Below are 13498 nucleotides of genomic sequence, written 5' to 3' on the forward strand. Positions count from 1 at the left end.
GTTGGAGACGCGACATGAGCAAGGCGCGAGTGGCCGGGGTGGGCATGGTCCCGTTCGCCACCCCCAGCAAGGCGGAGAGCTACGACCTGATGGCGGGCAAGGCGGTGCGTGCCGCGCTGAGCGATGCCGGCGTCGACTACGGCGCGATCCAGCAGGCCTACGTGGGTTACGTCTACGGCGACTCCACCTCCGGACAGCACGCCCTCTACGACGTCGGGCTGACCGGCATCCCGGTGGTCAACGTCAACAACAACTGCTCCACCGGATCCTCCGCGCTGTGGTTGGCCCGCCAGGCCGTCGAGTCCGGCGCCGTCGACTGTGTGCTGGCGTTGGGCTTCGAGCAGATGCAGCGGGGCGCGCTGGGCTCGCACTGGGACGACCGGCCCTCGCCGTTCGAGCGGTTCAACGAGGTGCTGGACAAGGAGCAGGGGCCCAGCGAGGCGCCGATGGCACCGCGCTACTTCGGCGGCGCCGGTGCGGTCTACGCCGAGCGTTACGGCATGAACACCGACGTGTTCGCGCGGATCGCGGTCAAGGCCCGCGCGCACGCGGCGAACAACCCGTACTCGGTGTTCCGCGACCCCATCTCGCTGGATGACGTGCTCGGCTCGCCGAAGATCTACGAGTTCCTCACCCGGCTGCAGTGCTGTCCGCCGACCTGCGGCGCGGCGGCCGCGGTGCTGTGCTCACCGTCGTTCGCGGCCAAACACGGTTTGCGGGCCGACGTGCAGATCAGCGCGCAGGCGATGACCACCGACCGGCCGTCCAGCTTCGAGACCGATCTCATCCGGCTGGTGGGCTATGACATGGCCCGCTCCGCCGCCGACCAGGTCTACGAGGCCGCCGGCATCTCGCCGGAGGATGTCAGGGTCGTGGAGCTGCACGACTGCTTCACCACCAACGAATTGCTCACCTACGAGGCGCTGCGGCTGACCCCGGAGGGGACCGCGGAGAAGTTCATCCTCGACGGCGACAACACCTACGGCGGCCGGGTCGTCACCAACCCGTCCGGCGGGTTGCTGTCCAAGGGCCACCCGCTGGGCGCGACCGGCCTGGCGCAGTGCGCCGAGTTGGTCTGGCAGTTGCGCGGTCAGGCCGGTCCGCGTCAGGTCGAGGGGGTCAACGTGGCCCTGCAACACAACCTCGGCCTGGGCGGCGCCGCGGTGGTGACCGCCTACGAGAAGGTGGCCTGATGCCGATCAACCCGGACGCGGTGGGCACGGTGCTCCCCCCGATCAGCATGGACATCGAACGCGGTCGGCTGACCGCGTTCGCCCGGGCCACCGGCGCCACCGACCCGGTGTACTCCGACCTCGACGCCGCCCGGGCGGCCGGGCACCCGGACATCCCGGTGCCGCCCACGTTCCTGTTCGCGATCGAGTTGGAGCAGCCCGACCCGTTCGCCTGGGCCCGGGACATCGGCATCGACTTCCGCTACGTGCTGCACGGCGAACAGCGCTTCGACTATCACCGCCTCGCGCACGCCGGTGAGCGATTGACTGCGACCGGCGCCATCACCGACGTCTACGACAAGCGCGGCGGTGCGCTGGAGTTCGTGGTGAAGAAGACCGCGGTCACCGACGAGGCCGGCGCCCCCGTCGCCGACCTGACCTCGGTCATCGTGGTGCGCAATCCGGGGGCGGGGTCATGACGCTCGAGGTCGGCACCGAGCTGCCCGCGCTGAAGATCGACCCCGTCTCCCGCACCACGCTGGCGCTGTTCGCCGGCGCCTCCGGGGACACCAACCCCATCCACCTCGATCACGAACTGGCGCGTTCCGCGGGCATGGACGACGTGTTCGCCCAGGGCATGCTGTCGATGGCCTACTTGGGCCGGCTGCTCACCGACCTGTTCCCGCAGGACCGGCTGCGCTCCTACGGGGTGCGCTTCGCCGCGATCACCCCGGTCAAGGCCGAACCGGTCTGCTCGGCCACCGTCACCTCCATCGACGAGGTCGACGGCGAACGCCGTGCCACCCTCGCGCTCACCGTCGCACTGGCCGACGGCACGGTCACCCTCACCGGCGACGCGGTCGTCGCCCTCTAGACGCAGGAGATTGCACATGGGCAAGTTGGATGGGCGGGTCGCCCTGGTCACCGGTTCCGGTCGCGGCATCGGGCGCGAGATCGCGCTCAAGCTCGCGGCTGATGGGGCGTCAGTTGTGGTCAACGATCTCGACGACGCACCGGCCAAGGAGACCGTCGCCGCGATCGAGGCGGCCGGTGGACAGGCCGTGGCCTGCAGCGGCTCGGTGACCGCGGAAGGGTTTGCCGAGCGCTTCGTGCAGACCGCCGTCGACGAGTTCGGCGGGATCGACATCATCGTCAACAACGCCGGTTACACCTGGGACTCCGTCGTGCAGAAGATGACCGACGAGCAGTGGGACGCGATCCTCGACGTGCACCTCAAGGCCCCGTTCAAGATCCTGCGCGCCGCGCAGCCGGTCATCGCCGCCGCGGCCAAGGCCGAGGTCGCCGCGGACGGGCGGGCCCGCTGCCGCAAGGTGGTCAACATCTCCTCGATCGCCGGGCTCGGTGGCAACGCCGGGCAGGTGAACTACGCCGCCGCCAAGGCCGGCGTCACCGGCCTGACCCGGACCCTGTCCAAGGAGTGGGGCCGCTACAACGTCACCGTCAACACGGTGGCCTTCGGCTGGATCAAGACCCGGCTCACCGAGGCCTCCGCGCACGGCGGCGCGACGATCGAGGTGGAGGGCAAGGAGATCGCGGTCGGCGTCAACCCGGCGCTGCAGGCCGCCATGGAGCAGATGATCCCGCTGGGCCGCGGCGGCGAGCCGCACGAGGCCGCCGGGGCGGTGTACCTGTTCTGCATCCCCGAGTCGGACTACATCTCCGGGGAGACGGTGACCTGCGGCGGCGGGATCCGCATCTAATTCCGTCCAACTTCCGTACCGGCAACGCAAGCCCCGCCGCCCCCCACCGCGGCCCAAGGATTCAGCGCCGCGGTGGGCGGCTACTCGTAGCGCAGCGCGTCGATCGGCCGCAGGTCCGCGGCCCGGCTGGCCGGGTACAGGCCGAAGAACAGGCCGGTGAACAGCGACACGGCCAGGGCCAGATAGACCGAGTACGGCGCGACCTCCGGGCGTACGCCGGCGATGGTGAACCGGGAGGCCGCGAACCCGGCGCCGACGCCGAGCACCCCGCCGACCATGCTCAGGATCACCGCCTCGCCGAGGAACTGGCCGATGATGTCCCCGCGCCCGGCGCCGATGGCCTTGCGGATACCGATCTCGCGGGTTCGCTCGGTGACCGAGACCAACATGATGTTCATGACGCCGATGCCGCCGACGAGCAGCGAGATGCCGGCGACTGCCGCCAGCAGGATGGTCAACGTGTGGTTGGCCGAGCCGGACACGTCGAGCACCTGGGAAGAGTTGAAGACGATGAAGTCGGCGTTGAGCAGGCTCACGTGGTGGCGGGCCAACATGATCTTGGTGACCTCGGCCTGCGCGGCTTTGACGTCGGCGGACGTGGTGGCCTCCACCGCGATGCCGCTGATGGGTCCGGCACCCGGCGGGTTGTAGCCGTACAGCGCGTCCTTCACCGCGCTGCCCACCGCGATGATGCGATCGTCGAGGTCTCGCTGGCCGCTGTAGCCCTTGCTCTCCAGCAGGCCGACGACGGTGAACGGCTGGCCGTTGATCCGGATCTGCTGGCCGTTGAGCCCGCACAGGTCCCCGTCGGTCAGGTCCTGGGCCACCGAGGTGCCGAGGATCGCGTAGTGCATGTGCGCGTCGTAGTCGGCCTGGGTGAAGCCGGGGCCGCAGGTGATCTTCTGGTTCTCGATCGGCAGGAACGACGGCGTGCTGCCGATCAGGATGTCCAGGGTGTGCGAGGAAGTGCCGTGCTGGGCGACCACCTGCTGCAGGATGACGCCCGAGGCCACGTCCGCCACGTGTGGCGCGTTGATCGAGTCCTTCAGCGCGGCGGCGTCGTCGTCGGACAGTTCCGCCTGCTGCGGGACGGTGCCGTTGACCGGCGGGGCCTTGATGCCCAGCATCCGGCGCAACTGCGCACCGATACCGCGGCCGTTCCCGCCCTCGCCCTGCTGCAGTGGCAGCACGAACAACGTGTTCGAGCCCAACCGGCTGATGGAGGCCTGCACGTCGCGGGAGGAGCCGGTGCCGACGGCGACCAGGGTGATCACCGAGGCGACGCCGATCAGGATGCCGAGCATGGTCAGCAGCGACCGCATCTTGTTCGCGATGATGCCGCGGAAGGCAAAGCGTGCGCTTTCGGCAAGCCTCATGTCGGTCGAAACTTTCCGTGATCACAAAGTCACAGGCAACTCCAAGAGTTACCCCACCGGACCCGTTTACACGCTGGTGCTGGATCCGGTCAAGATCACGACAGGTCTGCTCTGGGCAAACAACGCGACGGTCGCCGCCACGGTCAGGCCGATCAGGCCGGCCAGCAGGAACCCGGCGGGCCACCCGGAGTGGTCGATCGCGGCGCCGGTGAGCGGGGCGCCGGCCGCCGCGCCGGCGGTCATCGCCGCGCCGTGCCGGCCCAACGCCTCGCCACGACCGGCGTCGGGCACGGCGCGGGACAGTACGTCGACGGTGGCGGTGACGGTCGGCGCGCAGCACAGCCCCGCGCACAGCAGCAGGGCACCGAGCGGCACCGGTCCGGGCGCGGCCGCGAGCGGCAGCGTGATCGCGGCCAGCCCACCGAGCAGGGCCGGGACCGGGATCGGACGGTGCAGTGCCCCGTAGACCAGCCCGCCCAGGGCGGAGCCCAGACCCCACAGCGCGAGTTCGGCGCCGATCCACGGGCTGTGTCCCATGTCGCGCAGCGCCGCGACGGTGGCCACCTCGGTGCCGGTGAGCACCAGCACCGCGGCGGCGCTCATCACCAGGATCCCGCCCACCTGCCCCGGTCGCGCGCGGGCGAGTCCCGGTTCGGTGGTGGAGCCATCGGCGTCGACGGCGCGCAGCGGGGGATTGGCCACGCACAGGGCCAGCCCGCCGGCGATGGAGGCGAACTCGCACACGAACAGCGCCCACGGGGTGGGCAGCGTCGAGGCGAGCAGCACCCCCAGCGGCGGCCCGATCATGAACGAGAGCTCGACCATCACCGAGTCCACCGCCAGTGCTGCCCGGCGCCGCGCCGGCGGCACGGCGCAGATCAGTGCCTGGCGGACGACGGAGAACGTCGGCACCGCGAACAGTCCGGCCAGGAAGGCCAGCAGCACCAGCGGCCGGTATCCGGTGAACGGTGCGACCGCCCAGCAGCCGGCCAGCACCGTCAGGCTCGGCGCGACGGTGGCCCGCAGGCCGACCCGGTCGACCCGACGTCCGCGCCACGGGCCGCTGATCGCCAGCGCCACCGTCGAGGCGGTGACCACGAGTCCGGCCGCGGCGTAGGAACGGTGCAGGTGCCCGACGATGTGCAGGGTCAGCACCACGCTGCCCGCCCACAACGGGATGCGCACCACGGTGCCGAGCAGCAACACCCGTCGTGCCGCCCCGACCGCCCACACGCTGCGGTATGCCCCCGTGTCCACTTCCGCAGCCTGCCACGCATGGCCCCTTCGGGGCTCGCCAATTACGCCCGGACGGGCGCCGCGTTCGGCCGTGTAGCTTCACCGATTTTGGATAGGGTCGGATCAGGCCCGGGCATCGATCCGCTCGGGCCCGTGTTGCTCGTGACCGCGGCGACAGCCATTCGCGTATGCGTCCCTGCCGCAGAAGGTCCGGTGCCATGACGGCCGCAGCAGAAGCAGCATCTCCGGGTACCGGAACCGTCCCGGGCCCGGAGCAGGCGACCCGCCGCGGCAGTGACTTCACCGCCCTCCTGCAGACCGCGCGTGCGCGCGGCTTGCTGCGCCCGCGACGGCTGCGCTACGCGGCCTCACTCGCGGTCGACCTCGCCGTCTACGTCGGGGTTTGGGTCGTGGTGTGGCTCCTCGGGGAAACTTGGTGGGCGTTGTTCCTGGCGGTGCCGGCCGCCCTGTTCACCACCCGGCTGGCCTTCTTCGGCCACGACGTGAGTCATCGTCAGGTTGCCCGCACGGCGCGGATGAACAACGTGCTCGCCTGGTGCATGGGGGACCTGGTCACCGGGTTCAGCTCGCGCTGGTGGGCCGACAAGCACGCCAAGCACCACGGCAACCCCAATCTGGTCGGCGAGGATCCCGACGTCGATCCCGGTGCGCTGATCTGGACCAAGGAGCAGGCCGGGGCTCGCCGCGGCGGCCGTTTCGGCGTGTGGACGGCGCGGTACCAGGCCGAGCTGCTGTTCCCGCTGCTGCTGCTGGAGGCGATAAACCTGCGGGTTACCGGGCTTCAGGCGGTGCGCCGGCCCCGGGAATTGGTGTTGCAGGTCACCCACCTGATCGTCTACTTGGGTGGGTTACTTCTGGTGCTGGGACCCGGCCGGGCCGCGGTGTTCATCGCCATCCACCAGGCCCTCGTCGGCCTGCACCTGGGCGTGGCGTTCGTCCCCGGTCACACCGGCATGCCGATGCCCCCGACCAACTCCCGCTGGGATTTCCTGCGCAAGCAGGTGCTGACCACCCGCAACGTCCGGGGCGGCGCGGCGACCCACTGGTTCATGGGCGGCCTGAACCACCAGATCGAGCACCACCTGTTCCCGAGCATGCCGCGCTCGAACCTGCGTTCGGCGGGTGCCCTGGTCCGCGCGCACTGTGCGGAGGTCGGCGTGCCCTACGCCAGCGACTCGCTGAAGGAGTCCATGGTGCTGGCGATGCGCTACCTGCGCGAGGTCGGCACCCCGCACGACTCGCCTGACCCTTAGCCGTGCCCGGTGGCCACGGCGACGGTGTAGATGGCCACCCCGGCGATGGCGCCCACCACGGTGCCGTTGATCCGGATGAACTGCAGATCCCGGCCCACCGCGGTCTCGATGCGCCGGGAGGCGTCCTCGGCGTTCCACTGGGCGACCTGCGTGCTGATCAGCGAGACGATCTGATCGCCGTACTGGGTCACCCCGTAGCGCACGGCCTGCTCCAGGGCGCGGTTCAGGCCCGCGGCGAAGTCCGGGTCGGTGGTGAGCCGCGCGCCGAGGCGCTGCACGATCAGGCTGAACTGGGCGGCGAGGCTGTCGCTGGGGTCGGCCAGCAGGTCGCGGGCGGAGTCCAGGTACTGGGCCAGGACGTCGCCGAGCCAGGCCTCGATCGCCGGGTGCGCGGCCAGGCCGCGCAGCGTTTCATCGAGACCGTTGGCGGCGCCGACGTCGTTGCGCAACCCGTCGGCGAAGCGGGCGACGAGGTCATCGAGTTGGCGCCGGATCGGGTGGGTGCGGCCCTCGCGGACCATCTCGTCGAGCGCGTCGACGACCTTGAGCAGCAACTTGTCCACCCGGCGGTCGGTGGCCCACAACCGGGCGGCCAGCCCCTGGCCGTCCAAAAACCGCTGCACCTCCTCGCGGGTGGCCACCCGATGGGCAATCAGGTGCGCCCGGATCCGCGGCAGGGTCAGCTCGAGGATCGGGTCCAGCGCCCGGTTCTCCACCGCGGTGCCGATCAACCGGCCGAGTTCGCGCGCGTAGGAGTGCCGGTCCAGGTTGCGGCCCAGATGCTCGAGCACCACCCGGGCCAGGAGTTTGTCATCGAGGCTGCCGACCAGCCCGGAGAGCGCCCGGGCGACCTCCCGGCCGACGACCTCCGCGGTCTTCGGCTCCAGCAGTCGCGCGCCGGCCTTGTTCACCAGGTCGGCGCGCATGACGTGCTCGACGACCGCGTCCGGGGTGATGAAGTTGCCGGAGACGAACTCGCCGAGCTTGGTGGCGATCTCGTCCTTCTTGCGCGGGATCAGCGCGGTGTGCGGGATCGGTAGCCGCAGCGGGTGGCGGAACAGCGCGGTGACCGCGAACCAGTCCGCCAACCCACCGACCATCCCGGCCTCCGCGGCGGCCCGCAGGTAGCCAACCGCAGTGGAGTCGCCCAGCGCGAAGCTGGTCAGGTAGATGGCACCGGCGACGGCCAGCAGCCCGGTCGCCGTCGCCTTCATCCGGCGCAGCCGGGCCCGTCCAGCGCGATCGTCGTAACCGCCCAGCACGGTCAACGTGGTCGTCAGTGCGGCGGGCACGTCGGGGGAGGCCACCCGGCCACCGTAGCGGCGCCCCCGCCCGGCCCGGCACCACTACGTCGCCAGCGCTGTCCAGGGCGTCCGCTCAACAGTGAGCTATAGCTCACGCTTCGGCGGACGCCCCGCGGGTCATACTCCGCGGCGTGCCCGCGACGGGGCTACGTCAGGTCGGCGTCGGTGTGGATGTCGACCAGGGCCGGCCCGTCGTGGGCGAGCGCCCGGGCAATCGCGTCATCCAGGCCGTCGCGGCTACGCACGGTCAACCCGAGGCCGCCGCAGCTGGTCGCGTAACCGGCGAAGTCGGGATTGACCAGGCCGGTGGACCACACGTCGAACTCGGCGGCGCGCTGCTCCTTGCTGATCTTGCCGAGTTCACCGTTGTTGAGCAGCACGTGGGTGATGTTCATCCGATACTTCACCGCGGTAGTGAACTCCGCGAGGTACTGCCCGAACCCGCCGTCGCCGGTGACCGCGATGCTTGCCCGGTCCGGCGCCGCGGCCCACGCGCCCATGGCGGCGGGGAAACCGAAGCCGATGGAGCCCAGGTAGCCCGACATCAACACGGACTGTCGTTGCACCTCGAAGTAGCGACCGAACGAATAGGCGTGGTTGCCGACGTCCACCGCGACCACGGCATCGGCCGGGGCCAGCCGGGACAGTGTGTCGAACACGGCCGCCGACGCCACACCTGCGCCGCGGTCGTCGTCCACCCGGCGCTTCTTCTCCGCCCGCCAGATGACCCACCGTTCGGCCACATCGGCACGCTGATCGACGCGATCCCCTTCGGTGACCCGCTCGGCCAACAACCCCGCGGTGACCCCGACGTCGCCGAGCACCGGCACGGTGACCGGGTGGAAGCGGCCGAGCGCCATCGGGTCGGTGTCCACCTGCACGATCGGCTTGTACGAGGCGATGCCGGTGTGGTTGGCGAACGACGCACCGAAGACCAGCAACAGGTCCGACTCGTTCATCAGCCAGGAGGCCACCGGGGTGCCGCTGCGGCCCAGCACGCCGCAGCCGAGCGGGTGATGGTCGGAGACCTGACCCTTCGCCTTGAACGTGGTCAGCACCGGCGCGTGCAGCTGCTCGGCGAGTGCGAGAACCGCGGGCATGTCGAACCGGGCGCCGTGGCCGACCACGATCACCGGGCGGCGGGCGGTGGCCAGCAGCGCGACCGCCTGCTGCAGGGCCTCGGTCGGCGGGTGCACCCGGGCGTCGCCGACCCGGCCGGTGGGTCCGCCGGCCGCGACGTCGGGCGCGGGCTGCACCTGCACCTCGTCGGGCAGCACCAGGTGTGCCACGCCGCGTTGCACCAGCGCGTGCTTGACCGCCAGCGACATCAACTCGGCGTGGTTGGAACCGGACAGCACCGTGTGGGAGTAGGTGGCCACGTCGGCGAACGCCGCGGGCAGGTCGAGGTCCTGGAATGCGCCGCGGCCGAGCACCGAGGACGGCACCTGCCCGGAGATGGCCAGCACCGGGGCCCGGTCGACCTTGGCGTCATACAGCCCGGTGAGCAGGTTGGTCGAGCCCGGCCCGGCGATGGCGAAGCACGCGGCCGGACGCCCCGTCAGTTTGCCGTAGGCGGAGGCGGCGAATGCCGCGGCGCCCTCGTGCCGGATGCCGATGTAGCGCAGCCGGCCGGCCTGGTCCTGGCGGCGCATGGCCTCGGCGAACCCGAGGTTGGAATGGCCGACCATGCCGAACACATGAGTGACGCCCCAATTGACCATGGTCTCCACCAGCACGTCGGAGACCGTGCGCGGCGCCGGTTGTGGTTGCGGCACCCGCACGTAGATGCCATCGGCGCGTTCCTCGACGTCGAAGGCCTCGGGGGCGTCGGTGAAGCCCCCCGGTGGGCGACCGGTGATCGGGTCGTAGTCGTAACCGTGCCAGGGGCAGCGCAGCCAGCCCTTCTCGATCGCGCCCTCACCGAGCGGGCCGCCCTGGTGCGGGCAGTGGTTGTCCAGCGCGCCGTATCGCCCGCCCACCCTGCACAGCGCGACCGTGCGGTGCCCGGCCTGCACGGTGCGCACCCGGCCGTCCTCGACCGCGTCGGCATCGGCGACGCGGAACCAGTCACTCATCGCTGCACCATCCCGGTGCGGCGGCTGGTCGGGGCGGATCACGGCGTCACCCCCGCGTAGGCGATGCCGGCCAGATGCGCCATCTCCCGGTCGAAGGTCACCAGATCGTCCGGGCTGAACTGGTTGAGGTGTGAATGACCGCAGGCCCGGGCGAGCACCTGCATGAGTTGGACCGAGGCCTGCAGGAATCGCTCCAGCCGCAGCGCGGCGGCCTGCACCGGCAGGCGGGCCCGGAGGTGCGGTTGCTGGGTGGCGATGCCCACCGGGCAGTTGTTGGAGCTGCACGCCCGCATGCCGACGCAGCCGATCGCCTGCAGCGCGGAGTTGGCCAACGCGACGGCGTCGGCGCCCAACGCCAGGGCCTTGACCATGTCGGCCGGGGTGCGAATGCCACCGGTGGCAAGCAGAGTGACGTCGCGTCGGCCCACCCGGTCGAGGTGGCGGCGGGCCCGGGCCAGCGCCGGGATCGTTGGTACCGAGATGTTGTCCCGGAAGATCAACGGTGCCGCGCCGGTGCCGCCACCACGGCCGTCAAGGATGACGTAGTCGACGCCGACCTCCAGCGCCGCGTCCAGGTCCCGCTCGATGTGTTGGGCGCTCAGCTTGAATCCCACCGGGATCCCGCCGGAGACCTCCCGCACCTGCGCGGCGAACTCCCGGAAGTCGTTGGTCGAGGTCCAGTCCGGGAACCGTGCCGGGGAGATCGCCGGCGTGCCCGGTTCCAGGCCGCGCACCTCGGCGATGCGCCCGACCACCTTGCTGCCGGGCAGGTGCCCGCCGGTGCCGGTCTTGGCGCCCTGGCCGCCCTTGAAGTGGAACGCCTGCACCTTGGCCAGATGGTCGAACGACCAGCCGAAGCGGGCGGAGGCCAACTCGTAGAAGTAGCGGGTGTTCTCCGCCTGTTCCTCGGGCAGCATCCCGCCCTCGCCGGAGCAGATCCCGGTACCCGCCCGCTGGGCGCCCATGGCCAGCGCGGTCTTCGCCTCCTGGGACAGCGCACCGAAGCTCATGTCCGAGACGATCAGTGGGATGTCCAGCCACAGCGGGCGCGCGGCGTTGGGTCCGATGCACACCTCGGTGCCGACCGGTTCGTCGTCCAGCAGCGGCAGCCGGTGCAGCTGCGCGGGAAGCACCTGGATGTCATCCCAGCAGGGGAGTTCGGTGCGGGGGACGCCCATGGCGCCGGTCGGGCCGTGGTGGCCGGTCTTGGTCAGGCCGTGCTCGGCGAGGGAGTGGATGTAATGGACGAACGGCTCCTCCGGCGTCAGATGCGGGTCGAAGTACGCACCCTGGTAGGTCGTCGCGTCCCACGGCTGCGGGTGCATGCGCAGGAATTCCGCGACCTGGTTCCGGTCGATGACCACCGCCCCGTCCTCGATCCAGCAGGCGAACTTGGTCAGCGCCTCCGCGTTGTTGTAGGCGCTGACCCCGGTGTCGATGCGGTAGTCCCAGCCGTGCACGCCGCAGATCAAGTTGGCGCCGTCCACGCTGCCGTCGGCGAGCAGCGCGCCGCGGTGCAGGCAGCGGCCGTAGAGCACGGAGACGTCCTCGCCGAGGCGCACGATGACGAGGTCCAGTCCGTCGACCGTGGCGCCGAACGGGATCCGGTCGGCGATCTCGGCGATGTTCGCGATGCGGACGCGCTCGGCAACCACGTCGATACCTCCGGCAGGTCGGCAACCTGTGGTCGACCGTAGGGCGCCGCGGGTGTCCTTGGGAACGCGGACGCATTACCGAGTGCGGACGGATCGCGGACCTGACGGGTGCTCAGTGGATGCGGGTAGCCGCGGGGGGTGGTGTCAGCGCTCGGCGCGGGCGGTTCGTACGATGAGAGTTACCACCCGGTAGGGGCACTCGCGCACGAGGGGCTGAACCCATGAAGCTGGCGATGTTGGTGCCCTACGCGGGCGATGTGAAGTCGACCATCGACCTGGTCGTGGCGCTGGAAGCGGCCGGGCTGGACCAGGTGTTCGTGCCCGAGGCCTACTCCTTCGACGCCATCAGCACCGTCGGCGCGATCGCGGCGCTGACCTCGCGCATCGAGATCGGCACCGGCGTGCTCAATGTCTACAGCCGCACCCCGGCGTTGCTCGGCATGACCGCGGCGGGGTGCGACGCGATCAGCAACGGCCGGTTCATCCTCGGTCTGGGCGCCAGCGGGCCGCAGGTGATCGAGGGCTTCCACGCCGTCCCCTACGACACCCCGCTGGCCCGGATCCGGGAGACCATCGAGGTCGTCCGCATGATCCTGCGCCGCGAGGTGCTCGAGTACGACGGCAAGGCGCTGCACATCCCGCTGCCCGCGGGGCAGGGCACCGGGCTGGCCAAGCCGCTGAAGCTGATCAACCACCCGGTGCGCTCGAACGTGCCGATCTGGTGGGCCTCGCTGATGCCCAAGGCCGTGCAGGCCACCGCCGAGGTGGCCGACGGATGGGTGCCGGTGTTCTTCCTGCCCGAGCGCGCTGATGTCGTCTGGGGTGACGCGCTGCGCGCGGGCCTGGCCAAGCGTCCGGCCGAACTCGGCACGCTGCAGATCGTCGCGGGCGGACCCGCCGCGATCGGCGACGACGCCCCGGTGGAGGTGGCCCGCGGGGCCGTCCGCAAGCAGGCCGCGCTCTACCTCGGCGGCATGGGCGCGCGCGGGAAGAACTTCTACAACACAGTGGCCACCCAATACGGCTGGGGCGACGAGGCGCGCGAGGTGCAGGACCTGTACCTCGACGGCAAGAAGGCCGAGGCCGCGGCGGCGCTGCCCGCGGACCTCGTCGACGGGCTGCACCTGGTCGGGCCCAAGGGGTACGTGGCCGAGCGCATCGCCGCCTACCGGCAGGCCGGGGTCACCTCGCTGTTCGTGGAGCCGGTGGAGGGCACCGACCCGGTGCGGATGATCGCCGCGATGCGCGAACTCATCGACGCCTGAGGCGTCACTCGCCCATCGGGGTGCGCCCGAGTGGGTGATCAGACGCCGAACGACTGCGCTGGTTCATCGCCGCTGGGCAGCCTGGACGGTGCGGCCGCCCATTCGCAGGCTCGGCCGGCGGAGGGACGGTGGGAGCCGTGCGAGAGCGTCGGGTCGTCGGACTGTTGTTGGGTGTCGTCGCAGCGTGCGCGGTGGTGACGGCGTCACCGGTCGCGGCCGCACCGGACCCGCTGCCCCGGCCGGGTCTGGACGGGCCCGTCGGCACGCACGGCCAGGTCGGGAACAACGGTCCGGTCGGCACCCACGGCCAGGTCGGGAACAACGGTCCGGTCGGCACGCACGGCCGTGTCGGGAACAACGGTCCGGTCGGCACGCACGGCCAGGTCGGGAACAACGGTCCGGTCGGCACCCACGGCCACG

The 13498-nt window shown here is 70.9% G+C and carries 12 protein-coding genes; 7 read left to right on the plus strand and 5 right to left on the minus strand.

What is annotated here, in order from left to right:
- Positions 1-14: 14 nt before the first annotated feature.
- Genes VGJ14_09440 through VGJ14_09455 form a run of 4 tightly spaced genes read left to right on the plus strand, consistent with a single transcriptional unit; the run spans position 15 to position 2893 of the window.
- Complete coding sequence (locus VGJ14_09440) at positions 15-1193, plus strand: lipid-transfer protein (protein HEY2832637.1); 1179 nt, start codon at positions 15-17, stop codon at positions 1191-1193.
- On the plus strand, positions 1193-1651 hold the full coding sequence (locus tag VGJ14_09445) for a MaoC family dehydratase N-terminal domain-containing protein (GenBank protein HEY2832638.1): 459 nt from the start codon (positions 1193-1195) through the stop codon (positions 1649-1651). The genes VGJ14_09440 and VGJ14_09445 overlap by 1 nt, the downstream gene beginning before the upstream one ends.
- The gene (locus tag VGJ14_09450; GenBank protein HEY2832639.1) at positions 1648-2046 is read left to right on the plus strand and encodes a MaoC/PaaZ C-terminal domain-containing protein; all 399 of its coding nucleotides are present in this window, start codon (positions 1648-1650) and stop codon (positions 2044-2046) included. Before VGJ14_09445 ends, VGJ14_09450 begins: the two co-directional genes overlap by 4 nt.
- 16 nt (positions 2047-2062) lie before the next feature.
- Positions 2063-2893: an SDR family oxidoreductase gene (locus VGJ14_09455; GenBank protein HEY2832640.1), complete on the plus strand. Its 831-nt coding sequence runs from the start codon at positions 2063-2065 to the stop codon at positions 2891-2893.
- Positions 2894-2973: 80 nt separating this feature from the next.
- On the opposite strand, the gene VGJ14_09460 is transcribed toward VGJ14_09455, so the two are convergent.
- Positions 2974-4269: an ABC transporter permease gene (locus tag VGJ14_09460; protein HEY2832641.1), complete on the minus strand. Its 1296-nt coding sequence runs from the start codon at positions 4267-4269 to the stop codon at positions 2974-2976.
- Between the two features lie 66 nt (positions 4270-4335).
- Positions 4336-5526, minus strand: coding sequence for an MFS transporter (locus VGJ14_09465; GenBank protein ID HEY2832642.1), 1191 nt, complete (start codon positions 5524-5526; stop codon positions 4336-4338).
- Positions 5527-5723: 197 nt separating this feature from the next.
- Here VGJ14_09465 and VGJ14_09470 point away from each other — a divergent pair, with 197 nt between their 5' ends.
- Positions 5724-6779 (plus strand): acyl-CoA desaturase, encoded by a 1056-nt coding sequence (locus tag VGJ14_09470; GenBank protein HEY2832643.1) that lies wholly within the window; start codon positions 5724-5726, stop codon positions 6777-6779.
- Here the strand turns inward: VGJ14_09470 and VGJ14_09475 are convergent.
- The 3 genes from VGJ14_09475 to VGJ14_09485 all read right to left on the minus strand — a co-directional run bounded on the left by VGJ14_09475 (position 6776) and on the right by VGJ14_09485 (position 11813).
- Positions 6776-8086, minus strand: coding sequence for a DUF445 domain-containing protein (locus VGJ14_09475; GenBank protein HEY2832644.1), 1311 nt, complete (start codon positions 8084-8086; stop codon positions 6776-6778). The genes VGJ14_09470 and VGJ14_09475 overlap by 4 nt on opposite strands.
- A gap of 143 nt (positions 8087-8229) precedes the next feature.
- Positions 8230-10158 (minus strand): thiamine pyrophosphate-binding protein, encoded by a 1929-nt coding sequence (locus VGJ14_09480; protein ID HEY2832645.1) that lies wholly within the window; start codon positions 10156-10158, stop codon positions 8230-8232.
- Positions 10159-10196: 38 nt separating this feature from the next.
- Positions 10197-11813, minus strand: a complete 1617-nt coding sequence (locus tag VGJ14_09485; GenBank protein ID HEY2832646.1) for a glutamate synthase-related protein — start codon at positions 11811-11813, stop codon at positions 10197-10199.
- A 221-nt stretch (positions 11814-12034) separates the two neighbouring features.
- On the opposite strand from VGJ14_09485, the gene VGJ14_09490 reads away from it, so the two are divergent.
- Positions 12035-13078, plus strand: coding sequence for an LLM class F420-dependent oxidoreductase (locus tag VGJ14_09490; GenBank protein HEY2832647.1), 1044 nt, complete (start codon positions 12035-12037; stop codon positions 13076-13078).
- 128 nt (positions 13079-13206) lie between these two features.
- Positions 13207-13498, plus strand: a 292-nt coding sequence (locus VGJ14_09495) for a hypothetical protein (protein ID HEY2832648.1), incomplete at its 3' end; no start/stop codon positions are given.

Source organism: Sporichthyaceae bacterium, assembly GCA_036493475.1.
Lineage (GTDB): Bacteria > Actinomycetota > Actinomycetes > Sporichthyales > Sporichthyaceae > DASQPJ01.

What these genes read in the sequence shown, in the direction of transcription:
- VGJ14_09480 (HEY2832645.1), bottom strand. Translation starts at nt 10,158, where the DNA reads ATGAGTGACTGGTTCCGCGTCGCCGATGCCGACGCGGTCGAGGACGGC.
- VGJ14_09460 (HEY2832641.1), bottom strand. Translation starts at nt 4,269, where the DNA reads ATGAGGCTTGCCGAAAGCGCACGCTTTGCCTTCCGCGGCATCATCGCG.
- VGJ14_09445 (HEY2832638.1), top strand. Translation starts at nt 1,193, where the DNA reads ATGCCGATCAACCCGGACGCGGTGGGCACGGTGCTCCCCCCGATCAGC.
- VGJ14_09455 (HEY2832640.1), top strand. Translation starts at nt 2,063, where the DNA reads ATGGGCAAGTTGGATGGGCGGGTCGCCCTGGTCACCGGTTCCGGTCGC.
- VGJ14_09450 (HEY2832639.1), top strand. Translation starts at nt 1,648, where the DNA reads ATGACGCTCGAGGTCGGCACCGAGCTGCCCGCGCTGAAGATCGACCCC.
- VGJ14_09440 (HEY2832637.1), top strand. Translation starts at nt 15, where the DNA reads ATGAGCAAGGCGCGAGTGGCCGGGGTGGGCATGGTCCCGTTCGCCACC.
- VGJ14_09470 (HEY2832643.1), top strand. Translation starts at nt 5,724, where the DNA reads ATGACGGCCGCAGCAGAAGCAGCATCTCCGGGTACCGGAACCGTCCCG.
- VGJ14_09490 (HEY2832647.1), top strand. Translation starts at nt 12,035, where the DNA reads ATGAAGCTGGCGATGTTGGTGCCCTACGCGGGCGATGTGAAGTCGACC.